The sequence below is a fragment of the Methylobacterium sp. FF17 genome (assembly GCF_025813715.1).
In the GTDB taxonomy this organism is placed as follows: Bacteria; Pseudomonadota; Alphaproteobacteria; order Rhizobiales; family Beijerinckiaceae; genus Methylobacterium; species Methylobacterium flocculans.
Genome location: NZ_CP107532.1, coordinates 1,958,030 through 1,981,163, shown reverse-complemented (window position 1 = coordinate 1,981,163; position 23,134 = coordinate 1,958,030). Strand labels below are relative to the sequence as shown.

Genomic DNA, 23,134 nt, shown 5'->3' with positions numbered 1-23,134 from the left:
GCCTGCCGGTCGGCTGAAAATCCAACCTTCGCCTCATGACATCCTGCCTCGTGCCCCGGGTTTGCCCCGCGGGGCTCGACCTGCAGACACGACGGCCTGCGGCAGGACGAGCCCGGCTCGCAGAACACCCTGGCGGAGATGCGCGGAATCTTGTTCGGCGGCTGGGAGCACCCGCTCGAGCCACGCCTGCCACCTCAGGAGACCAAGGGCGGTCCGAACCACCCCGCGACGGAAGCAGCGAAGTCCGGCCCGCCAAACGGATGGGTGGCGAGGTGCCTGCCTCGCAACGCAAACCCTGCGCCGCGAGGCCATCATCACACGCCCCCGCGTTTCACGGAGCAGCAGGTCGCGGGAGTGGAGACACGACGGCGAACGCGTCTACGTCTCATGCTCCCCATGATCGACCTCCCCATGACTGACGATCCGTCTGACGGCTTCGGAGGCGACATTCAGAGCTTCATCGATATTCGTTTTGCCATCAAAGAACCAATCAGCCTTGGCTCGACCGGGGACCGCCAAGCCGGAAGCGACATCGTCGCTGAGTGACTTCAGCATCCGGGAAACCGACTTCACATCGAATTTGTCGAACGAATGAATATTCGTATGAAGGTCCGAGAGATCTTTGTTCGCATACTTGTTGGTGATCACCTTCATGCCGGCAGCGGCCATCTCCAAGGGCGGGTAACTTGGGTGAGGCGAGACCATGAACGAAAGACCGACGGAAGCCCGTGAGATCAGGTCCGCATAATCGTTCAGTGTGAGTCGTCCGCCGTTTTCGACAATTTCCGACTTCGTGAAGAGGAACGGATCGAAATCTTCTCCGATCGCGATAAACCGCCAGTCTTTCCAGAACTCCGGGCTCTCGTGAACGGCATCATCGATAACCGCGTTCGCAAATTCCAGGCAATTCCGCGGCGCCGCAGGCCTCATATAGGCCAGTACGATCTTTTCTCTTTTCAGTCCATGAACGATGGCCGACCGAATCCTCTCATTGATGGGTGGATTGTAGACGATCGCATCTCGGAAGTATCCGTCGCTGATGAAAAAGTCCGCCAGGATCTGCGTGTTCACGATCTTGATCGCATTTGTATTGTTTTTATATGTCCCCTCAGCCAGCGCAGATCGTGTAGACCAAGGGTAAAAACCGCATTCATAATCCTGAATAAGATAAACGTATTTGCGTCTTTCCTTCTGAAACATCTCAGATTGCTGATCGATAAGATCCTCCACTTGAACCGCGGTCATCCAGGCTGTTGCGATAAATATGTCTTGCTCACGAACACTCAAGCATTCGGAGATTCTCTTTGTCCCATCCGTCACACAGTAGGTGTCGTCGGCGTGATCCGAAAACAGGCTCGTGATTTTCGCCGCCGTCGGGATTTCGATTTGATTGCTGAATGGTACGACCGTGCCAATGATCCGGAGATCGAAAGCGGATCCCAACTTCGCTGCCAACCCATCGAACAGACGCAACGCTTCGGAAACGCCCGCATACCCGATCTGCCGCTCGGCCGTCGGGATAAGGAGGTTCAGTCGCGGGCGGCGAATATCGCTTCTGACTGCCGTAAAGGGGCGTATTTCAGGATTTGACCGGACCAGAGGACCTTCGCCGGAACGATTCGGCAGCAACTTATGCACGTCGTAGCTCAGAGAATCTGTGCCCTCATCCGAAGGCTTGAAGCGGACCCAAGACCGTCCTGCCAACTCCACGATGTAGAAGAACGATCGCTCGATGGCATGGGCGAGCGTCCCATCCACCTGCCCGAGTTCCGGATCAAACATGCTGTAGTCGAGAGGAAGCTCGATGAGCTTATTCAATGCGGTCGGATCGAACCAGAACATGGAGCCGCTGGGCAGTTCCAGAGGGTTTTCAGTACCGATCGAGAAGTTATTATCCGTCATCATTCCAATGAGCTTTTTACATAAGCCCAAATTCCCTCCCCATTGAACCAGAGGCTCTATCGCAGGGTAGTCCACGGGAGCCACTGCGCCGATCGTTCCGTCGTTGAAAATATTTATAATATTCAATACATTTTCGGTAGACCCCAGATTAGACTTGAGAAGGTAAGATCTCCAGGAATCGAAACCGGATTTGTAGTGACTGGACTTTTTCGTATGAATGTGAAGCGCGAGATCCACCTCCATCAGTCGGTCCTGAAAGCCGATCAGCATCGGCGCGATGTCCCGGCCCCGGTTCGGGGTCACGCGCACCTCGAATGGGTGTCGCGAGAACTCCCGGCAAGCGACGGAAATTGCGTATTTTTTCTCTTGTGAGTCGGTCGTGATGAACAGCCTACAGGAACCCGGTATGAAGTTCACTTGTAGGACAAGCTCCTCGATCAGATCAATGAAATATACGTGGGCAAAAACTCCGATCTTACGGTCGTGGGAAACGATTTTCGATCTCGATGTTTTGGAGAATGACCGCTTCCCCGCCCTTTTTGCGGACGGTATCACCACGTCAGGAGATCGTGGCGACCTGTTTTCGGCGAACCCCTTTTCGATATAATGGATAAGCGGGTTCGTTTCTTGAAAATTGATGTCAGCGTATTTCTTCTTGTATTCCGCAGCATCGAATAGCGGATGCGGATTCGTAGACTCGAAGCTGCCAAATTCCATATAGTGACAAACCGCCTGAACACCCGCCGCCCTGACATCCGGCCTTTGCTCGAAATAATAACGCGTCGAAAAGAATGGATGAGGATCCCTGATTGCTTGGGGGGTCCTCATAAAGTGGACCAATTCGTTTTCGTCCGAATTGTCTATGTACCTCGAACGATAATAACGTCTGGAAAACAAAGAATGGCAATCGATTTCGATGGGGCTGTTCAAAAACGACTCGAGGCTGGACACTCCATTGGCATGATAGCCATAAAGCTCGCATTGGCGTCTGTAATACTCAGCGTCAAAAAGCGCGCTGAACTCAACATCAACGAGACGTGATGCTCTGATGTATGCTGCAAAGATGCTTTCCCCTTTGCTGACCTTGACGCTAGCGGCAACCTTTTCTGCATCAAAAACCGGGTTTGGACTGAATTCCTCACTATGACCATTTATAATGTAGTGAAGCAACGGGTTAGACTTGACGCGATATTTCTCGGCATACCAATCCGAACAGAAAACCGGACCGGGTAAATGGCCCTGCGCATATCCTGTCCTTATATAATGAAGCAACGTATTCTCTTGGACCTGGTACTTTTCCCTGTACCAAGCGCTATCGAACAATGGGCTCGGCCTGCGACCCTCGAAGTCACCATCTTTAACATAGTGTTCAAGAGCCGATACTCCTGCCGCATCGACATCTTCGTTTGACGATCTGTAGAATTCTTCATCAATGTACGGACTAGGTGAAAATTTCAGATCTGCGCCCACCCGTAAGTAATGCTCTATCGCCTCCGACGCATCGGCAAAAAGTATACCGGATACTGAAGAATACCAATCAATATCGAAAAGCTCCTCTATTGCCGTCATTTCGATCCTTCCCTACAAGGCCGTAGTTTTCTGTGCGAATATCGTCCGGGGAGCAGAGTACCCACTCTGCGAGCTCCCGAAGTATGCGGCTTTTCTACCAACGGTATATTCGCGTCCGAAGATGTCGAATAGAAATCGCACCAAGATATCGTGCGATATGATCCGTTGCGTGAACTGGGGCCAATCTCATGGACAAAGGGCTGGGTGCGATGAGGCGACCGGAATTGGCTCATGCGACATCACAAGTCAGAACGCCCGCTCACAATTGATGTGGTACGGCTAGCAGGCCATGGAAAAAAGTCCAGTCGGGCGCGCGCTCCGGACTGCATTGGGTGCTCTCCTAAGGGTGAACACCGACCGACCGTGGGTTGCCTCCGACGTACGGCACCCTCTTCGAGATCTTCACAACTGCCCATAGCCGTTCTTTGTCGGAATGATCCGGCTACGTCCGCGTCCTGTCACTTCCGAGAAGACCGGATAATGTTCGACAAAGCGGATGCTGTCGTTGTGCAGAATGGTTTCGGTGTTCTGACGGCAACTGCAAGCGGAACGCACGAGTTCGGATCGCTGAAGATTCGCTGGGTCGAGGAAGCCCGTTCGAACGAGCGATGCGCAACTCAGGACTGACGGCCGCTGATCTCGCTGCCACCGCGACCCGCAACAGTCGGTCCGAGCTTCTGAGCCGGTCTGCCGCGGCCTTCCGTTCCGTCAAGCGTTCGCACCAAAGCCCGACGCTCCGAGGCCGCAGGATACGCTTGGACAGACACGAGCGGTCACGTCCGTCCGATCCGCTTATCGATGGACCGGCCGAGCTCGACCCCATGCCTTTGGTCGTGGGATCCCTTCCGAGGCGCGAGGGATGACGATACGTCGAAGGCCGGCCCGCCGATCCCCCGAGTTACGACGGCCCTTCGGGTGACCGCCCACGGGTCGTCGGAGGTTCCGGTGTCGCCCTCTCGCGAACCACGGTCCTGGCTTTCGGCGTCAGGAGATGGGGGAAAGGCGGAATTCCTTGCGGAAGCTCTTGTCGAAGGCGCGAGCGGGCACGAAGCGGCGCAGCAGGCTGATCTGCCGTGCCTTCGGCCCCGCCGTATAACGGCGTTTCGGATTCGGCGCGGTAGCGGCCTTCACGACCACCTTCGCCACAACCTCGGGCGCGTCGGCGGTTTTCATGGCCTCGCCCACGCGTTGCTCCATACCGGCCCGCTCCGCTTCGTAGAGGTCGAGCGGCCTGTCGGACCGGACGAGGTTCCGGTCGAACGACGTGCGCGTGAAGGCGGGTTCGACGAGGACGACCCGGATCCCCCAGCCGCGAACCTCGTGGTCCAGGGACTCGGAGTAGCCTTCGACCGCATGCTTGCTCGCGCCGTAAAGCGCCATGTAGGGTGCGGGGATCAGGCCCATCACCGAGCTGATGTTGACGATCCGGCCGCCCTTCTGAGCGCGCATGACCGGAAGGACCGCCCGGGTCGTGCGGATGACGCCGAACAGGTTGACGTCGAACAGGGCCTGCGCCTGGGCGATGGAGGATTCCTCGGCCGCGCCACTGATGCCGAAACCGGCGTTGTTGACCAGGAGGTCGATGCGGCCCGCTTCAGCGACAACGGTCTCGATCATGTCGGCGACGGACGCGTCGTCGGTGAGGTCGCAGGTCAGCATCCTGAGACCGAGGTCGGGCGCCGGCTTCCGGCTCGTGCCGAACACGCGGTATCCGGCGGCCTTCAAGGCCTCGGCGGTTTCCAGGCCGATACCGGAAGCGGCTCCGGTCACGATGGCGGTCCTGATGGAAGCCTGGGTCACGATGGTCTCTCCTCCGGAGGCGCCTTTGCTGCGGCGGCTCCATCCATATAAATTATACACGTAATCTATTAAGACAAGAAACGAGTGGCGTGTCGCCGGCGGGTCGGTGTGGAGGCGCACCGACCTGGTCGCCCCGGATCGGCGGCGCTGGGCCGCGATCGCCGTGGAAGTCCCGGGAGGCGCGGACATGCCGGAAGCGCGTGCGATCAGAACCCCCCAGCGCGTCGCGAAGGCGAACCCGTTCAGTCCCCAGCAGGTGACGAACAGCCCCGAAGGACCGGACCTGGGCGTCCGAGCTCCGACGCTGAATGCCGTTTGACACGCAATCGATACCTCCGCTGCATAGGGTGAGCACTTCGGCCCGCCGCGCGCAGCCAAGGTCATGCTCCTTTGGACCAACTTGCCCGATACGCTCTCTACTTCACCCCCGCCCCGGGCTCGGCGCTCGCCGCTCTCGGCGACGCGATCCTGGGGGCCGGCCCGGCGCCCGGCCCGGACGTGCTCCGGGCCATCCTCGCGGCCCATACGGCCGCGCCGCGCGTCTACGGGTTCCACGCCACCCTGAAGCCGCCGATGCGCCTCGCCCCGGGCGTCGCGGAAGCCGACCTCCTCGCAGCGGCCGAAGCCCTCGCGGCGCATCGGAGCCCGCTGCCCGTCGGCCCCCTCCGGGTCACCGCCCTCGGGGATTTCCTCGCCCTGGTGCCGGAGGCGCCTCCGCCGGCCCTCGGCCTCCTCGCCGCCGAGTGCGTCGCGGCCCTCGATCCGCTGCGCGCGGCTCTTACCGAGGCCGAGCGCGCCCGCCGCCGCCCCGAGCGCCTCGATCCCCGCGGCCGGGCGCTGCTGGAGCGCTGGGGCTACCCCCACGTCTTCGAGGCCTTCCGCTTCCACATGACGCTCACGGGCCGCCTCGATCCCGCGGATCGATCGACGGCCCTGCCGCTGCTGGCCGAGGCGGCCGCCGCCTTGCCCGACCTGGTGATCGATGCGGTGAGCGTCGTCGTCCAGGACGGGGGGGCGCCGTTCCGCCTCCTGCGCCGCCTGCCCTTCTCCGCCTGAGAGAACCCGCCATGGCCTCCGACCGACTCGGCTTCGAACCGGCCGTCCACCCGACGGCGCATCTCTCGGATTGCCGCCTCGGCCGCTACACCGAGGTCGGTGCGCGCACGCGCCTCAGCGAGACCAGCCTCGACGACTATTCCTACATCGTCGAGGACGGGCAGGCGAACTACACGACCATCGGCAAATTCTGCTCGATCGCATCGCATGTCCGGATCAACCTTGGGAATCATCCGATGGAGCGGGCCTCGCAGTCCCACTTCACTTATCGGGCCAGCGCCTACTGGCCGGGCGAGGCGGACGAGCCGGCCTTCTTCGCCCGGCGCCGGGCCCTCCCCGTCACCATCGGCCACGATGTCTGGATCGGGCACGGGGCCGTGATCCTGCCCGGTCGCAGCATCGGTACCGGTGCGGTGGTCGGCGCGGGCACGATCCTGACCCGGGACGTGGCCCCCTACACCATCGTGGTCGGCAATCCCGGCCGCGTGGTGCGCCGCCGTTTCCCGGAGACGATCGCCGAGCGCCTGCAGACTCTGGCCTGGTGGGACTGGGACCATGCGCGCCTGCACCGGGCGCTGCCGGACTTCCGCACCCTGCCGATCGAAGCGTTCCTGGAGCGCTACGAGGTCCAAGCACAATAACTCCGCTTATCGGTTAGCCGGGAAACTGTCATCTGACTGTCGCGTCCGGAGGGTCTACCGGTATTCATCATGAAATACCGGATACCTGCATGCTGATCCTCGAAGATCTGACGCGGCGTTATGGCGACCGCCGCGCGGTGGAAAGCGTTTCGCTCGCGATCCCCCGCGGCCGGTTCGTCGGCGTGATCGGGCGCTCGGGCGCCGGAAAGTCGACCCTGTTGCGGATGATCAACCGCCTCGCCGAGCCGACGGGCGGCCGCATCCTGTTCGACGGCCTCGACGTCACGGCCCTGCGCGGCCGCGACCTGCGACGTTGGCGGGCGCGCTGCGCGATGATCTTCCAGCAGTTCCACCTCGTCGGCCGCCTCGACGTGCTCAGCAACGTGCTGATGGGCCGGCTCTCGGAGGTGCCCCGGCACCGCTCCCTCCTCAAGCTCTGGTCCGAGCGCGAGCGCGCCCTGGCGCTGGCCGCCCTCGACGAATTCGGCATGGGCGACTTTGCCGGCCACCGGGCCGACCAGCTCTCCGGCGGCCAGCAGCAGCGCGTCGCCATCGCGCGGGCGATGATGCAGGCCCCCGACCTGATCCTGGCCGACGAGCCCGTGGCCTCCCTCGATCCGCGCAACACCCGCATCGTCATGGATGCGCTCGCCGAGGCCAACCGGCGCCACGGTCTCACGGTGCTGTGCAACCTGCACTCCCTCGATCTGGCCCGCAGCTACTGCGACCGCCTCGTCGGACTCGCCGACGGCCGCCTCGTGTTCGACGGCGCGCCCGCCGACCTCACCGAGGATGTCGCCCGCCAGCTCTACGGGCTGGAGGCCGGCGAGGTCCTCGACGCGCCCGCCGCGCCGGCACGGCCCCGGGGCTATCCCGCCGCTCTCGTCGCCTGATCCTTTGGCCTGACCCTTCGGCCTGGTCCCTCACACACCCATCCGGGAGATTCCCATGTTGAACCGTCGCACCCTCGCCGGAGCCCTCGCGCTCGCCCTCCTCGCCGTCCCGGCCGCCGCGCAGGACTGGAAGGCAACCTACCCCGAACTCACCCTGGCGGTGATCCCGGCCGAGAACGCGTCGGGCACCACCGATCGCTACGCGCCGATGACCGCCTACCTGTCGAAGGCCCTCGGCGTGCCGGTGAAGCTGCGGATCGCCAACGACTACGCCGCCGTGATCGAGAGCCAGCGCGCCGGCAACGCCCAGCTCGCCTTCTACGGCCCCGCCTCCTTCGCCCGCGCGGTGATGACCGGCGTCAAGATCGAGCCCATCGTCAACCAGCGCCACGACACCGGCGCCTCGGGCTACTACTCGGTGATCTACGTGCGCGCCGACAGCCCCTACAAGACGATCGAGGACCTGAAGGGCAAGAACCTCGCCCTCGTCGATCCGAACTCCACCTCCGGCAACCAGGCGCCGCGCTTCTTCCTGCACAAGGCCGGCCACCCGGTCGACGCGTTCTTCGGCAAGACCGTCTACGCCGGCAGCCATGAGAACGCCGTCCTCGCCCTCGTCCAGGGCACGGTGGAGGCGGCGGCCAACCTCTACAACACCGACACCGACACCATGGTCACCCGCATGGCCGCCAAGGGCATGCTGAAGAAGCCCGACGGTACGGCGATGGGCCAGGGCGATTTCCGCGTGGTGTTCAAGTCCGACTTCCTGCCCGAGGGGCCCTTCGCCATGCTGGCGAGCCTGCCCGACGACCTCAAGGCGCGGATCCGGGACGCCCTCGTGGCGCTGCCGACGGCCGACAAGGTGGCGTTCGACCGGCTCTCGGACGGCAAGGACCAGGGGCTCACCGCCGTGACCCTGAAGGACTACCAGCCGATCATCGAGATGCTGAAGTTCAACGACGACCAGCGCCGCAAGTCTTGACCCGAGTTCGTGTGAGCCGCCCGTGACCAACCATGCCTGAGCGGATCACGCCCCTGCCCCCCGACCGGGCCGCCGCCCTGGCGGGGGCCTACGATGCCGCCGTCGCCGCGACCCGGCGCCGGACCTGGGCCAGCCTCGCGGTGCTCGTCCTCCTCACCGGGCTCGCCGCCCGGGCCGCGGAGGTGCGCCCCGGGGTGCTCGCGGCCAATATCGGCCGCTTCACCGACTACATCGCCCAGATCCTGCCGCCCCTGACCCTGGCGAACCTGCCGGGGGACCTCGCCGAATGGTACTGGGGCTGGCCGAAATGGCTCGGGCTTCTCGGCGAGACCCTGCTGATGGCCTATCTCGGCACCCTGCTGGGGGCGATCGGCGGCTTCCTGCTGTGCTTTTCCGCCGCCGCCAACGTGACGGGCAGCCGGACGGCGTGCTTCCTCGTGCGGCGCGGGCTGGAATTCTGCCGCACCGTGCCGGAGATCGTATTCGCGCTCATCTTCGTCATCGCCTTCGGCCTCGGGCCGATGGTGGGCGTGCTGGCGCTCGCGATCCACACCACGGGGGCACTGGGCAAGCTGTTCTCGGAGGTCGTCGAGAACATCGACATGAAGCCGGTGGAGAGCCTCACCGCCGCCGGAGCCGGGCGGGTCGAGACCTTGCGCTTCGCCGTGCTGCCACAGGTGCTGTCGAACTTCGTCTCCTACGGGCTGCTGCGCTTCGAGATCAACGTACGCGGCGCCGGGGTGATGGGCTTCGTCGGCGCCGGCGGCATCGGGCAGGAACTCCTCGTGGCGATCCGCAACTTTTACTACGCCGATGTCAGCGCGATCCTGGTCCTCATCATCCTGACGGTGATGGCGATCGACCTCGGCACCGAGCGCCTGCGTCACCACCTCCTCGGGAGCCTGCGATGACCGGTCCCGACCTGAGCCAAACCGAGATCGACGCGCTGCGCCAGCGCTTTCCGGAGAGCTTCCGGCCAGCGTGGCGGGGCCGCCTCGTCGCGGGCCTCGCGCTCGCCGGCCTCGTCGCCCTGGCGGGTTACGCGATGGTGCGCCTTGATTTCTCCGCCGCGCGACTCCTCAATGGCCTCGGCCGCCTCGGCGAGTTCAGCCTGCTGATGCTCCCACCGGACGCCGACGGCCGGGCCTGGGCCTTTCTGCAGGCGCTGACCGAGACCCTCGGCATCGCCTTCATCGGCACACTGACGGCCGCGCTCCTGGCGTTTCCGGTGGCGTTCCTGGCCGCCCGCAACGTCGTGCCGAACCCGTTCGTGCACTTCACCGTGCGGCGCGGCCTCGACGTGGTGCGCTCCGTCGACGTGCTGATCTGGGCGTTGATCTGGATCAACGTCGTCGGACTCGGCCCCTTCGCGGGTGCGCTCGCCATCGCCTGCGCGGATTTCGGCGCGCTCGGGAAGCTGTTCTCCGAGGCCCTCGAAACCGTCGACGGCAAGGCCGGCGAGGGCGTGTCCGCCTCCGGCGGCGCCGAGTTGCACCGCATCCGCTTCGGCCTGATCCCGGCCGTGCTGCCGGTGCTCGGCAGCCAGGTGCTCTACTTCTTCGAATCGAACACCCGCTCGGCCACCATCATCGGCATCGTCGGCGCGGGCGGCATCGGCCAATACCTCACCGAGCTGATCCGCGTCCTCGAACTGCGCCAGGTCGCCTTCCTGATCCTGATGATCCTCGTCACCGTGGCGATCATCGACGCCGTCTCGGGCCGCCTGCGCCGGGCCCTGATCGGCGGGGTGGCAAGATAGGGCGGAAGCCGGGTTCACACGCCACAGCAAGCCGCATCCGACCCTCGACAGACCCTCGGGCGGTCCGTTCCCGGCCGTTTGGCGGACGAAGCCCTACGTCCGTGATGGGTTGCTTTCCGCCGGTCCGCTTCCGGTCGACGAAGGTATCAGAGCTGACATCACCGAGCGTCATCGTTGAGATGACGGACCGCTGCCGCGACAACGGATGCCGATCCCGGTTCGGTCTTCTAACCTGCTCGACCCAGGAATGAGGTGACGGCCTCGTTGAGCGCTTCCGGTAGGACGGTCATGTGCGTTTTGCCGGGGATGACCCGGAACTCGCTCTTCAGTCCCGGTATCCTACCGAGGCGATCTGACAGGGTGCGCGCCGCCTCGACGGTGCGAGCCAGCTTGAGGCGCGCCAATCGCGATTCATGGTCCGGCGCAGTCCGCTGGAACGGTGCAAGCTCAGCTTCGTAGGCACCGGCCATGAGGAGCACATGCGCCTTACCCGGAGGGCTCTTCTCCAGGGCGTCGATGCTCGTCAGCAGGACGAACTCCTCCCAGTAGATGGACGGACTGGCCGCGATCCAATGCGAGAACGTCGCGGGGGCCTGGGCCAGTGCATAGAGGACGAAGAGGCCGCCGAAGGAATGCCCGAACAGGGCCTGCCGCGCCGGATCGACTTTGCAGCGCCGCTCCACCGCCGGCTTCAACTCGTCGATGACGAAGCGCAAGAAAGGGTTGGCGCCCCCCGTCCTGACCGCAGGGCCATCGGCCCTGTAGGGCGGGTAGGATTTGCCAGGTGGCGGGGTGTAGTCCCAGGATCGGCGCAGACCGTCATAGGCCTGATCGCCTGGATAGCCGATCCCGACGATGGCGAACCGGGAGCCGATGCCGGTTCCGTCCGGGTAGGGCGCCTGGACACGCTCGATGTCGATGGCCGTACCGGTCACGGCATTGCCGTCGAGCAGATATAGGATGGGCCAGCCGGCGGCCGGCGCAGGGCCCGGCGGGACGTAGAGCGTGATCCGCCAGGGTGGCCGCTCCGCCGTTCCTCCGAGGTCGAAGCTCACCGCGTCAACGAGCCGGGCGGGCTCGTCCACCGCTGCCAGGGCCGCCACGGGCGGCGCAGTGAGCATCAGCCAGGCCACCGTGGAGCGGCTCATGAACACGCGCCGCGAAATGAGGGTCGTCAAGGGCATCACCTCCAGAGGGACGTCCGGCCGCATTTCGTGGGTCGGGCGCTCGACCGTCGCCCCCGTCATCCGGCGGGGTGATCGGCAATCAGCCGGCAGGAGGTCGCCCGCTCCCATCGTCGGGCAACGAATCCAGCAGGGTCGGGACGGCCTCCCGTCGACGAGGCGGTTCCGACCGGTCCCGTTCCGTCGCGATCGGCACCTACCAACGGTAGATCAGGCTTCCGAGCACCGTCGCGGGCGAGCCCTGATAGCAGTATCCCGCCTGGCAGTTGTAATAGTCCCGGTTGAGGATGTTGTACCCGTTCACCTGCGCGCGGAAGCCCTTGTACTTCGGGTCGAGGGCGGCAAAGTCATAAGCCACCAGGGCATCGAACAGTGTCACGGTCGGGTTGCGGACCGTGTTCTCGTCATCCGCGAAGCTGTTGGCCGAGAAGCGCATCCCGCCACCGAGCGTGAGCCCGCGCAGGGGCGACGACAACGGGAAGAGATAGCTTAGGAAGCTGGTGAAGGTATCGCCGGGAATCCCGGAGAGGGCGTTTCCGTCGATGGGCTGGCCCGTTACCAGGGAGGTCTGCCTCACGTAGCGCAGGTTGAGATGCGTGTAGGCGAGCGTTAGGTTGGTGCCGGGGGCGAGGTTGGCGATCATCTCCATCTCGAACCCGGTGGATCGAACCGAGCCCGTCGCGACGGTGGCGGTCAGATTGTTGGGGTCCTGCCGCAGGACGCTGCTTTGCACGATGTCGAAGCCCGCGATGGCAGCTTGAATGTTCGTCCCGGGGATCTGGTACTTGACGCCAGCCTCGATCTGTTCGCCCGTTGCGGGCTTGAACGGACGACCGTTGGCGTCGACCCCGACCTGGGGCGTGAAGTTGGTGGCGTAGCTGGCGTAGGGAACGAGGCCGGGCGCCAGGATGTAGCCCAAGCCAACTCGGCCGGTGAAGGCGGTATCGTTCTGCTGCGTTTTGGTTCCGGCCTCATCCCGATTGCCCTGGAAGACGAAATCCTGCCGGCCGCTGAGCGTGAGGATAAAGCGGTCGAACTTCAGTTGGTCCTGAAGGTAGAGGCCGACCTGATCCTGGCTCTGATAGCTTAATGGGCCGAGGGCCGGCGTCGCAATGACTTGCGTACCGTAGTTCCGAGTCAGACCCTGTTTCATAATTCCTTCGCCAGTCGCCTGACCAGGACCATCGCTGCTGCTAGGACGAAGAAGGCGAGTGCGGAAGAGGCCGTCGCCTCATGATCCCTGGCGAGCCTACGGCATCGACTGATCCAGCCGAAGGTTCGCTCGATGACCCACCGTCGCGGTTGAACCGCGAAGCCCTTCTGTCCCTCGTCGGGCGCGACGATCTCGATGGTGATCGCCGTCGCGGTGCCGACGCGCTCGCCTCGATAAGCCCGGTCTGCGAAGCAGTGGGCCAGGAATGGCCAGAGATCACGTGAGGCACGCAAAAGTGCGACGCCGCCATGGCTGTCGTGCAGGTTAGCGGGCGAGACGGCGGCGATCAGAAGGCGACCATCCGTGTCGGTCAGGGCGTGGCGCTTGCGGCCCACGACACGCCGGGCTGGATCGTAGCCGCGTTGCCCGTCGACGCCCACACCACCCGAGCGCGCCGCTTGAGCATCCATGACGGAGCCCGTTGGGCTAGCCTCGCGCCCAGCTCGTTCACGGTCGTCCATCGTGAGCGCATGGGCAAGGCGCTCGAACACGCCCGACGCTGACAGGCGCAAGAACCAGCGGTGCACGGTCGACCAGGGCGGGAACTCATGCGGCAGGTGCCGCCATGCGCAGCCTGTGCGGAGCACGTAGAGAATCCCGTCGAGCACCGACCGCATTGGCCAGCGCCATGGACGACCAGTCGCGGCGGGACAGGGCAGCATCGTGCCGACCACAGCCCATTCGGCATCGGTCAGGCAGGTTGCGTAGGGTCGGCTTTCGCGCGCAAGCTCGGCGCGAGCGGTGGGTGTCCACATCAGCGATCCAGGGTGAGCGTCAGACACTCCCCCAACGCCTGCGGCACCCGCCGCTCACCCAACCGCCAACATCCTCACCCCGTTATGAAACGGGGTCTCAGAAGGTTGAGTTCGGGTGCGACGCCGAAGCCCGAGCGGGTGCTGAAGTCGTAATGAGCGTAGTCGAGACCAGCCAGCAACGTATGCTGCACCGGGCCCGCATCGACACGAGCTTCGATCTGGTTGTCGAGCGTGATCTGGCTCAGTCTCTGCTTCAGGAAGCCGGCCGAGCGAATGGCTGACGTGCCATCGTCGCTCAAACTGTCGATGCTGGTATAGGCGTAAGACGTATTGTTCTTATAGTAACGAAAGTTCTGTCTTAAAATCAGATCAGGCGAAAATTTATGTTCGAAAGCATATCCGATCCGGTATTGCTGGGATTTGAAATCGTTTAGGGCCGGATCTCCGGAATAGATCTTTGTTATCTGAAAGCCGGGCGCGTTGTAGAACGCTGCGTTCCCCGGCAGTCGCGACTCCTGGTACTCGCTCAGAAACGTGAACGTCGTATCGGCCGACGGCTTCCAGGTGAAGGCCGGCGCGATGTAGCTGCGGTCGTCGGGGCTGCCGGGCAGGAAGGTGTCGGACTGGCGCTTGATGCCGGTCACCCGATAGGCAAGCGTGCCGTCGCTGCCCTCAACCGGGCCGCCGATATCGAAATTGCCCTGGAACCGGCCGTAGTTGCCGGCCTGGAACTGGACCTCGCCGAACGGCGTGAAGGTCGGCCGCTTGGTTGTGACGTCGAGGATACCACCGGGCGAACCGAGACCGTACAAGCCCGATGACGGCCCGCGAAGGATGGTGGCCGCCTCGACACCGTATGGCTCGATGCGGGGAAGCGTGAGGCCCGAACCGAGCTGACGGAGGCCGTCCCGAAAGATGCCGTTATAGGTCAGATCGAAGCCGCGGACGTAGAAGGAGTCGTAGCGCGGATCGAAACCGAACACGTTCGAGTTCACGCCCGCGGCGTAGCCGATAGCCTCGTTGATCGTTTGGACGTTGCGATCGTTTAACTGCTCGCGCGTGATGACGGTGACGGATTGCGGTGTCTCGATGAGCGGTGTGTTGGTCTTAGTAGCCGTGGGGCTGATTCTTGCTGTGTAGCCTACGACTCCGCTCGGGCCACCGCCGCCTCCGCTCGTAGCGCTGCCGTTGCCGCCGCCCAAGCCGTTTCCGTCCGCGGTCGCAGCGGCACCTTCCACAGTAAGTTCGTCGAGCCCGACCGCTGCTTCCTGAGCGGCGACCGGGCTGACCGATATCAGAGGCGCCAGTGCAAGAACGGCCGTCAACGTAGAGGCCCGGTGTGAATGGCTCATAACATTGGTTTCCCGATCGCGTCCGTGCGTGCCAAAAAATCCCTGCAGGCTCTAAAAAGTCCGATCAAGGAAAAAATTGTTTCTCTGCCAATGGGTTAGAAGGGTTAAAAGCTACGGAGCGCCTAAAGGACGACTGCGTCTTCGGGGAAACTATCCGACCTGCCTTCGCCCCGGCGCGATCGACGACGGGATCCAGGTCCGTTGCTGACGATCCCACCTCCGCACCTGAGCCACTGCTGCACCAGAGGAAGGCGTACGGAAATGTCGTCGGGGCTGGTGTTGCGGAGCTGCTGCCTACAGTCTGAGCAATGCTAGATCCTACGACGACTACGCTCCCAGCCTCTAAGATGACGGCAATTTAGGAGGCAGTTTTCCATACTTAAAACTATCCTCGTCAAAGGTCTTACTTGGGCTTTCGTCAATCTACGGCTCGTCAGGAAGTGCTGTAGCGACGTAAGTGCCGACAGCAGCACTGCGGTACAGGAGCGCTCTCGCTCCTGTTACTGCGCCCAGTCCCTCGGCGAATTACAGACAGGACCCAACTTAGCGAACGACGGCTTTCGGGGCTGATAGAAACTGGCTCCTATGATGTCATTGGGTCGGAGGCGGAGTGTCTGCTTCGGGGCGACGGGTCAGCCTTCCGCAAAAGACCTTCGTCATAGGAGCGGACTGCGTTTCGCTTCAGGCACACCGTGAATGCCGCCGCGCCGTTCGATGTGACATCTGAATTCACGTCAGCGGCGCGCGGCCGGACTGGTCCATGGGGTCCCCGCCCGAACAGCCCTTCACTCCACCACCAGTTCCACCCGGTCGGCGGCGAACAGGCTGCGGGTGGCCTGGATGCGTGTGCCGGCGGCGTCCACGTTCACGCTCGACAGGGCGATCAGGGTGCGACCGGGGGCGATGTCGAGGCGTGCCGCCTCCTCGGCGTCGGCGGGGCGGGCACCGATCCGGGTCGAGAGCCGGGTATAGTCGGCCACCCCGAAGCCCGCATAGGCGCGGGTGATCGAGCCGGTGGCGGCGTAGGCGGCGTCGAAGCCGGCAAAGCGCGGCAGGGGCAGGCAGGTCCGGGCCGTCGAGATCGGGGCGCCGTCGGCCCGGTGCACGGTGAGGAGTTCGAGGATCGGCGTCGACGGAGCGATGCCGAGGGCCTCGGCCCAGCCCGCATCGGCCGGCACGGTCGCGGCGGCGATCAGGTCGCCCCAGGCCTCGCGGCCGGTGCGCGAGACGATCTCGGAGAACCGGGTCCGGGGACCGATCGGATAGGGAATCGGGCCCTGCTCCACGAAGCTGCCCTTGCCCTGCGTGGTCCGCACCATCCCGCATTCGGCGAGCACGCCGAGCGCCCGGCGCACCGTGTGCCGGTTCACGCCGAAGCGCGCGGCGAGCGCCGATTCCGCCGGGAGTTGCGCCCCGGCGGCGAACGCGCCGCTCCGGATCTCGTTCGCCAGCGCGTCCGCGATCTGCCGCCAGGCCGCGAGGCCGCCTCCGCGTTGAAGGGCCGTCACGCCCGTGTCGCCCGCTTCATTCATGGGTTGCTCGCACGGATGGCCCGCATGACGTCCTCGAAAGCCCTTGCGCCTTCTCATCCACTTGTCTAGATATATAGACAGGTTTAGAGACCGACCGATGCCGAGCGCCAGCCAAACACCACCTGAGACCATGATGCCAGAGGCAGTCGCGCGCCGACGGGCGATGGCACGGGCCAGCCAGGCGACCTCGGACGAATTGCTCGCCGCTCTGGCGCAAACCGGGGCCGCCCCCGAGGCGGAGGATCTGCGCCCGGCCGAGACCGGCCTCGTAATGGTCCGTGGGCGGATCGGCGGCGACGGACGGGCCTTCAACGCCGGCGAGGCCACGGTGACCCGCGCGGCGGTGCGCCTGCCCGGCGGCGAGACCGGCTTCGCCTACCATCTCGGCCGCGACCGCACCCGCGCCCGCCTCGCCGCGATCCTCGACGCGCACTGGCAGCGCCCGGAGGCGCGGCCCGCCCTAGAGTCGGCGCTGGAGGCCATCGCCGGGCGCCGGGCGGAAGCGGTTCTGCAGGCCGCCCGCAAGACGGCGGCGACGCGGGTGAACTTCTTCACCCTGGCGCGGGGAGAGGATTGATGGCGCACACCCTCGCTCACGGCTTCGCCGATCCCGTCCACGAGGGCCAGGCCGTGTTCCGCGCCGCGATGGAGGCCCTGAGCCGGCCCGGCCGGATCCGCCCCCTGGCCACGGCCCTGGCGCCCCCCGCCCCCCTCACCCCCGAACTCGCGGCCCTGGCCCTGGCGCTGACCGATGCCGACACGCCGGTCTGGCTCGACGCGCCCCTGCGGGCCGAGCCGGCGGTCGCCGGCTTCCTGCGCTTCCACACCGGAGCGCCGATCGTGGACGCGCCGGGACAGGCGGCCTTCGCGCTGATCGCCGATCCCGCCCGCTGCCCGGACCTCAGGGACTTCGCGCAGGGCACCCTCGCGTATCCCGATGCCTCCGCCACCGTGATCCTCGCCGTCGAGACCCTGTCCGACGCGGCCGGGCCGGCCTTCGCGGGGCCGGGCATCCGCGGCACCGTGCGCCTCGAGGCCGCCCCCCTGCCCGCCGACTGGGCTTCACGCTGGGCCGCGAACCATGCGGGCTTCCCGCAAGGAATCGACCTCCTGTTCGTCACGCCCGGGCGCCTCGCCGGGCTTCCGCGCTCGGCGCGTCCCGTCGCTCTGGAGGCTCTGCCATGTACGTAGCGGTGAAGGGTGGCGAGGCCGCCATCGACAACGCCCACCGGCTGCTGGCCGAGGTCCGGCGCGGCGACCCGGCCGTGCCCGAACTCAGCGTGGCGCAGATCCGCGAGCAGATGCGCCTCCTCGTCGACCGGGTGATGACCGAGGGTTCCCTCTACGACCCGGATCTGGCCGCCCTGGCCCTGAAGCAGGCGCGGGGCGACGTGGTCGAGGCGGTGTTCCTGGTGCGGGCCTACCGCACCACGCTGCCGCGCTTCGGCGCCACCGAGCCCGTCGACACCGGCGCGATGACGCTCGCGCGGCGCATCTCCGCCACCTTCAAGGACCTGCCCGGCGGCCAGGTGCTCGGCCCGACCTTCGACTACACCCACCGCCTCGTGGATTTCGCCCTGGCCGACGGCGCCGTCCCCGAATCGGCCAGCGAGGCCGAGCCGGAGCCGGATGCCGCGGCCTGCCCGCGGGTCACCGATCTCCTCGGCCAGGCCGGGCTGCTCGAGCCATCCCCCCCCGACGAGGGCGCCCCGGTCGGCGACCTCACCCGGGAGCCGGTGGATTATCCCGCCGACCGGGCGGTCCGGCTCCAGGGGCTGGCGCGGGGCGACGAGGGCTTCATCCTGGCGCTGGGCTACTCGACGCAGCGCGGCTACGGCCGCACCCATCCCTTCGTGGGCGAGATCCGGGTCGGGGCGGTGGAACTTGAATTCACGCCGGAGGAGCTCGGCTTCCCGGTCAGCCTCGGCACGGTCGACCTGACCGAGTGCCAGATGATCAACCAGTTCCACGGCCACGGGGCGGTGCCGCCGCAATTCACCCGGGGCTACGGCTTGGTCTTCGGCCAGGGCGAGCGCAAGGCCATGGCGATGGCGCTGGTGGACCGCTCGCTCCGGGCCGCCGAGCTCGGCGAGGCGGTGGTGGTGCCGGCCCAGGACCAGGAATTCGTGCTGGCCCATTGCGACAGCCTGCAGGCGACGGGGTTCGTCGAGCACATGAAGCTGCCGCACTACGTCGACTTCCAGGCCGAACTCGAACTGGTCCGGCGCCTGCGCGCCGAGCACGCGGCCCGCGCCGCCGAGCCGGTCCAGGACGATTCCACCCTGCGGGAGGCCGCCGAATGAACCCGCAAGGTCCCGTCACGGTCTCGGCCGGCACCGGCTACAACTTCGCCTATCTCGACGAGGGCACGAAGCGGATGATCCGCCGGGCCATCCTCAAGGCCATCGCGATCCCCGGCTACCAGGTGCCCTTCGCCGCCCGCGAGATGCCGATGCCCTACGGCTGGGGCACCGGAGGCGTGCAGGTCACCGCCGCGATCCTCGGCGCGGCGGACGTCCTCAAGGTCATCGACCAGGGCGCCGACGACACCACCAACGCGGTCTCGATCCGCCGCTTCTTCACCGCCACCGCCGGGGTCGCGACGACGACGCGCACGGCCGAGGCCACGGTGATCCAGACCCGCCACCGCATCCCGGAGGCGCCGCTGACCGAGGGACAGGTCCTCGTCTATCAAGTGCCGATCCCCGAGCCCCTGCGCTTCCTCGAGCCCCGCGAGACCGAGACGCGCCAGCTCCACGCGCTGGCGGAATACGGCCTGATGCACGTCAAGCTCTACGAGGACATCGCCCGCCACGGCCACATCGCCACCACCTACGCCTACCCGGTGGAAGTCGCCGGCCGCTACGTGATGGACCCCTCGCCGACCCCGAAATTCGACAACCCGAAGATGGACGGCTGCCCCGCCCTCCAGCTCTTCGGCGCGGGCCGCGAGAAGCGTATCTACGCGATCCCGCCCTACACCCGGGTGCGCAGCCTCGATTTCGAGGACCACCCCTTCCGGGTCCAGAGCTTCGATCGCCCCTGCGCCCTCTGCGGCGCCGAAGGGGTCTACCTCGACGAGGTCGTCCTCGACGATGCCGGCGGGCGGATGTTCGTCTGCTCGGACACCGACCATTGCGAGACCCGCCGCGCCGACGGCCACACCGGAGAGGCCGCGTGATCGACCCCTTGCTTCCCGAGCCTTTGCTTCCCGAGCCCCTGCTTACGGTCGAGGGCCTGACCAAGCGCTACGGGCGGCGTCCGGCCTGCGACGGCATCGGCTTCACCCTCGATCCCGGCGAGGTCCTGGCGGTGGTCGGCGAGTCCGGCTCCGGCAAGTCGACCCTGCTGTCGCTCATCGCCGGCGAGGTCGCGGCCGATGGCGGCTCCGTGTCCTACCGCATGCGCGATGGCGCCACCCGCGACCTCGCCTCCTTGAGCGAAGCCGAGCGCCGGGCCCTGATGCGAACCGACTGGGGCTTCGTGCGCCAGGACGCGACGCAGGGCCTGCGTATGGCGGTCTCGGCCGGGGGCAATGTCGGCGAGCGCCTGATGGGCGTCGGCGATCGGCATTACGGCCGCATCCGCGCCACCGCCCTCGATTGGCTCGCCCGCGTCGAGATCGCCGCCGACCGGGTCGACGATCCGCCCACGCGCTTCTCCGGCGGCATGCGCCAGCGCCTGCAGATCGCCCGCAACCTCGTCACCGCGCCCCGCCTCGTGCTCATGGACGAGCCGACCTCGGGCCTCGATGTCTCGGTCCAGGCCCGCCTCCTCGACATGATCCGGGGGCTGGTGGCCGAACTCGGCCTCGCGGTGATCATCGTCACCCACGATCTTGCCGTGGCGCGCCTGCTCTCGCACCGCGTCCTCGTCATGCGGGCGGGCCGGGTGATCGAAACCGGCCTGACCGACCAGGTCCTCGACGACCCGCAGGCCGCCTACACCCAGCTCCTCGTCTCCTCGGTGCTCGCCGCATGACGCCCCTCTTGATGACCCCCCTCCTCGCCTTCGAAGACGTGGCCAAGAGCTTCACCCTGCACCTGCGCGGCGGCGCCGTGCTGCCGGTGATCGCCGGCGCCACCCTGGCGGTTCATCCGGGCGAATGCGTCGTGCTCGGCGGCGCCTCGGGCGCGGGGAAATCCTCCCTGCTCAAGATGGCCTACGGCAACTATCGCTGCGCCGCCGGTGCGATCCGGGTCCGCGACGGGGATCGCGTGATCGACCTCGCCACGGCCGCGCCGCGCGAGATCCTGGGCCTGCGCCGGACCACCCTCGCCTACGTCTCGCAGTTCCTGCGGGTGATTCCGCGTGTCGGCGCCCGCGCCGTGGTGGAGGCGGCCGGCATCGAGGGGGGGCTTACCCCCGAGGCGGCCCGCACCCGGGCCGGCGACCTGCTGACCCGCCTCAACCTGCCCGAGCGCCTGTGGGCGCTGCCACCCGCCACCTTCTCGGGGGGCGAGCAGCAGCGGGTGAACATCGCCCGCGGCCTTATCGCGGACCGACCGGTCCTGCTCATGGACGAACCCACCGCCTCGCTGGATGCGCGGAACCGCGCCGTGGTGGTGGACCTCATCGCCGAGAAGCGCGCGGCCGGCACCGCCATCCTCGGCATCTTCCACGACGCGGACGTGCGCGAGGCGGTGGCGACGCGGATCGTCGACGTCTCCGCCTTCCGTGGAGCATTGGCGGCATGAACCAGACAGCGATCGACCGGGAGCACACCAGCATGACGGACCGGGTCGAGATCCTCGAGAACGCGCAACTCGTTCTGCCCGACCGGGTCGAGACCGGCTGGCTCGCCGTGGTCGACGGGCGGATCGCAGAGATCGGCACCGGGCGTGCCCCCGAGCGCGGCCTCGACTGCGCCGGCGACACCGTCATTCCGGGCCTCGTCGAACTTCACACCGACCACCTGGAGAGCCACTACGCCCCCCGTCCCAGCGTGCGCTGGCACCCCCTCGGGGCGGTGCTGGCCTACGACGCGCAGATCGCGGCGTCCGGCATCACCACGGTGTTCGATTCGCTCCGCGCCGGCACCGATCCGGACGGCAGCGGCCTCGGCACCGAACTGGAGCTCCTCGCCGCCGCCCTGGCGGAGGCGCAAGACGCGGACCTGTTGCGGGCCGAGCACCGCACGCACCTGCGCTGCGAGATCCCCTCCACCGACGTGGTCGAGACCGTGCGGACCTTCGCCGAGCGCTACGCCATCGGTCTGCTTTCGCTGATGGACCATACACCGGGCCAGCGCCAGTTTCGGGATGTCGCCAAGTACTACCTCTATGCCGGGCGCGGCGGCCGCTCCCTGGAGGAGATCAAGCTCAGCACCGAGCGCAAGATGCGCGACGGCCGCGCCCTCAACGCGGTGAACCGTCCCGCCCTGGTGGCGCTCGCCCGCGAACGCGGCATCCCGCTCGCGAGCCACGACGACACCACCCTGGCCGATGTCGCCCTGTCACGCGACGAATCGGTGGCGCTCGCCGAATTCCCCACGACCCTGGAGGCGGCCGAGGCTTCGCACGCCGCCGGCATCACCGTGATGATGGGGGCCCCCAACCTGATCCGGGGCGGCTCGCATTCGGGCAACGTCGCGGCCCACACCCTGGCGGAGGCCGGCTACCTCAGCATCCTGTCCTCGGACTACGTGCCGGCGAGCCTGCTGATGGCGGCCTTCGGGCTGCCCGAGCGGGTGCCCAGCATCACCTTGCCCGAGGCCATCGCCACCGTGACGGCGAACCCCGCCCGCGCCACCGGGCTGACCGATCGCGGGCGGCTGGAGCCGGGCTTGCGCGCCGACCTCGTCCGCGTCCGCCTCGCCCGGGGCGTGCCGGTGGTGCGCCAGGTCTGGCGCGCCGGCGCGCGGGTGGTGTGATGCCCGGCGGCTTCGTTCTCGTCGTCGGTCCGAGCGGAGCCGGCAAGGACACCCTGCTGCGGCTGGCGCGGGACGCGCTCGATGGTGATTCCCGCTTCGTCTTCCCGCGTCGCCTCGTCACCCGGGCGCCCTCCTCGCACGAGGACAATATCGAGATCGCGGAGGATGCCTTCGCCGATGGTGCCGCCTCGGGCGCCTTCGCCCTGTACTGGCGCGCCCACGGCCTCGGCTACGCGATCCCCGGCGAGACGCTGGATCAGGCGCAGGCCGGACGGCTGATCGTCTGCAACGTCTCGCGCCGCATCGTCGAGGCAGCCCGCCGCACCCTGACAGGTGTCAGCGTCGTCACCATCACGGCCTCGCACGGTATCCTCGCCCAACGCCTCGCAGCGCGGGCGCGGCCCGAGGACGGCGACCTCCGCACCCGCCTGGACCGCGTCGTACCGATCGAGGCCGAGTGCACGATCTGGAACAATGCCGACCCGGAGAGCGCGGCCGCCGAGTTGATCGCGCACCTGCAGGCGCGTGCAGCCTGAGCCACTGGCAAGCAAACCGTCACCATCCGTGCGCGCCGCTCCGCCGAGCGGGCTCCCCGCGTCGTGCCCGCATGCGGACGGCCGAACG

General features: G+C 66.2%; 21 protein-coding genes and 1 pseudogene. 15 read left to right on the top strand and 7 right to left on the bottom strand.

The window, feature by feature from the left end:
- Positions 1 to 378: 378 nt before the first annotated feature.
- Positions 379 to 3,471 (bottom strand): rhamnan synthesis F family protein, encoded by a 3,093-nt coding sequence (locus OF380_RS09145; protein WP_264050448.1) that lies wholly within the window; start codon positions 3,469 to 3,471, stop codon positions 379 to 381.
- Between the two features lie 480 nt (positions 3,472 to 3,951).
- Here OF380_RS09145 and OF380_RS09140 point away from each other — a divergent pair, with 480 nt between their 5' ends.
- Positions 3,952 to 4,098 carry a hypothetical protein gene (locus tag OF380_RS09140; RefSeq protein ID WP_264050447.1) on the top strand — a complete coding sequence of 49 codons (147 nt, stop codon included), beginning with the start codon at positions 3,952 to 3,954 and terminating at the stop codon, positions 4,096 to 4,098.
- A gap of 357 nt (positions 4,099 to 4,455) precedes the next feature.
- Here OF380_RS09140 and OF380_RS09135 read toward each other — a convergent pair whose 3' ends face one another.
- A complete protein-coding gene (locus OF380_RS09135; RefSeq protein ID WP_264051263.1) occupies positions 4,456 to 5,271 on the bottom strand; it encodes an oxidoreductase in 816 nt (271 codons plus the stop codon).
- Positions 5,272 to 5,661: 390 nt separating this feature from the next.
- Here OF380_RS09135 and OF380_RS09130 point away from each other — a divergent pair, with 390 nt between their 5' ends.
- From OF380_RS09130 to phnE (OF380_RS09105), 6 genes are all read left to right on the top strand, one after another.
- Positions 5,662 to 6,327, top strand: a complete 666-nt coding sequence (locus tag OF380_RS09130) for a DUF1045 domain-containing protein (protein WP_264050446.1) — start codon at positions 5,662 to 5,664, stop codon at positions 6,325 to 6,327.
- Positions 6,328 to 6,338: 11 nt separating this feature from the next.
- Positions 6,339 to 6,968 (top strand): DapH/DapD/GlmU-related protein, encoded by a 630-nt coding sequence (locus OF380_RS09125; protein ID WP_264050445.1) that lies wholly within the window; start codon positions 6,339 to 6,341, stop codon positions 6,966 to 6,968.
- Between the two features lie 89 nt (positions 6,969 to 7,057).
- Positions 7,058 to 7,861, top strand: a complete 804-nt coding sequence (gene phnC, locus OF380_RS09120; protein ID WP_264050444.1) for a phosphonate ABC transporter ATP-binding protein — start codon at positions 7,058 to 7,060, stop codon at positions 7,859 to 7,861.
- Positions 7,862 to 7,916: 55 nt separating this feature from the next.
- Complete coding sequence (gene phnD, locus OF380_RS09115) at positions 7,917 to 8,843, top strand: phosphonate ABC transporter substrate-binding protein (protein WP_264050443.1); 927 nt, start codon at positions 7,917 to 7,919, stop codon at positions 8,841 to 8,843.
- Positions 8,844 to 8,875: 32 nt separating this feature from the next.
- Complete coding sequence (phnE, locus tag OF380_RS09110; RefSeq protein WP_264050442.1) at positions 8,876 to 9,754, top strand: phosphonate ABC transporter, permease protein PhnE; 879 nt, start codon at positions 8,876 to 8,878, stop codon at positions 9,752 to 9,754.
- Complete coding sequence (gene phnE / locus OF380_RS09105; protein ID WP_264050441.1) at positions 9,751 to 10,602, top strand: phosphonate ABC transporter, permease protein PhnE; 852 nt, start codon at positions 9,751 to 9,753, stop codon at positions 10,600 to 10,602. The genes phnE (OF380_RS09110) and phnE (OF380_RS09105) overlap by 4 nt, the downstream gene beginning before the upstream one ends.
- Before the next feature lie 227 nt (positions 10,603 to 10,829).
- Here phnE (OF380_RS09105) and OF380_RS09100 read toward each other — a convergent pair whose 3' ends face one another.
- From OF380_RS09100 to phnF, 5 genes and pseudogenes are all read right to left on the bottom strand, one after another.
- On the bottom strand, positions 10,830 to 11,723 hold the full coding sequence (locus OF380_RS09100; protein WP_404810608.1) for an alpha/beta hydrolase: 894 nt from the start codon (positions 11,721 to 11,723) through the stop codon (positions 10,830 to 10,832).
- Positions 11,724 to 11,982: 259 nt separating this feature from the next.
- Positions 11,983 to 12,927: pseudogene (locus tag OF380_RS09095) on the bottom strand (TonB-dependent siderophore receptor); the annotation flags it as partial.
- Positions 12,928 to 12,935: 8 nt separating this feature from the next.
- Positions 12,936 to 13,754, bottom strand: coding sequence for an IS5 family transposase (locus tag OF380_RS09090; RefSeq protein ID WP_264048288.1), 819 nt, complete (start codon positions 13,752 to 13,754; stop codon positions 12,936 to 12,938).
- A gap of 74 nt (positions 13,755 to 13,828) precedes the next feature.
- Entirely contained in the window at positions 13,829 to 15,106 is a 1,278-nt protein-coding gene (locus OF380_RS09085; protein WP_318784568.1) for a TonB-dependent receptor plug domain-containing protein, read from the bottom strand.
- Between the two features lie 785 nt (positions 15,107 to 15,891).
- Entirely contained in the window at positions 15,892 to 16,638 is a 747-nt protein-coding gene (gene phnF / locus OF380_RS09080) for a phosphonate metabolism transcriptional regulator PhnF (protein WP_264050439.1), read from the bottom strand.
- 163 nt (positions 16,639 to 16,801) lie between these two features.
- On the opposite strand from phnF, the gene phnG reads away from it, so the two are divergent.
- The 8 genes from phnG to phnN are packed head-to-tail and all read left to right on the top strand — an operon-like array spanning position 16,802 to position 23,046.
- The gene (gene phnG, locus OF380_RS09075; RefSeq protein ID WP_264050438.1) at positions 16,802 to 17,215 is read left to right on the top strand and encodes a phosphonate C-P lyase system protein PhnG; all 414 of its coding nucleotides are present in this window, start codon (positions 16,802 to 16,804) and stop codon (positions 17,213 to 17,215) included.
- On the top strand, positions 17,215 to 17,829 hold the full coding sequence (gene phnH, locus OF380_RS09070; protein ID WP_264050437.1) for a phosphonate C-P lyase system protein PhnH: 615 nt from the start codon (positions 17,215 to 17,217) through the stop codon (positions 17,827 to 17,829). The genes phnG and phnH overlap by 1 nt, the downstream gene beginning before the upstream one ends.
- The gene (locus OF380_RS09065) at positions 17,820 to 18,941 is read left to right on the top strand and encodes a carbon-phosphorus lyase complex subunit PhnI (protein ID WP_264050436.1); all 1,122 of its coding nucleotides are present in this window, start codon (positions 17,820 to 17,822) and stop codon (positions 18,939 to 18,941) included. Before phnH ends, OF380_RS09065 begins: the two co-directional genes overlap by 10 nt.
- Positions 18,938 to 19,819: an alpha-D-ribose 1-methylphosphonate 5-phosphate C-P-lyase PhnJ gene (locus OF380_RS09060; protein ID WP_264050435.1), complete on the top strand. Its 882-nt coding sequence runs from the start codon at positions 18,938 to 18,940 to the stop codon at positions 19,817 to 19,819. Before OF380_RS09065 ends, OF380_RS09060 begins: the two co-directional genes overlap by 4 nt.
- 23 nt (positions 19,820 to 19,842) lie before the next feature.
- On the top strand, positions 19,843 to 20,619 hold the full coding sequence (gene phnK, locus OF380_RS09055; protein WP_404810607.1) for a phosphonate C-P lyase system protein PhnK: 777 nt from the start codon (positions 19,843 to 19,845) through the stop codon (positions 20,617 to 20,619).
- Between the two features lie 11 nt (positions 20,620 to 20,630).
- Positions 20,631 to 21,335, top strand: coding sequence for a phosphonate C-P lyase system protein PhnL (phnL, locus tag OF380_RS09050; protein WP_264051260.1), 705 nt, complete (start codon positions 20,631 to 20,633; stop codon positions 21,333 to 21,335).
- A gap of 32 nt (positions 21,336 to 21,367) precedes the next feature.
- A complete protein-coding gene (locus tag OF380_RS09045) occupies positions 21,368 to 22,510 on the top strand; it encodes an alpha-D-ribose 1-methylphosphonate 5-triphosphate diphosphatase (protein ID WP_264051259.1) in 1,143 nt (380 codons plus the stop codon).
- Positions 22,510 to 23,046, top strand: a complete 537-nt coding sequence (gene phnN, locus OF380_RS09040; RefSeq protein WP_264050434.1) for a phosphonate metabolism protein/1,5-bisphosphokinase (PRPP-forming) PhnN — start codon at positions 22,510 to 22,512, stop codon at positions 23,044 to 23,046. The genes OF380_RS09045 and phnN overlap by 1 nt, the downstream gene beginning before the upstream one ends.
- Positions 23,047 to 23,134 lie beyond the last annotated feature (88 nt).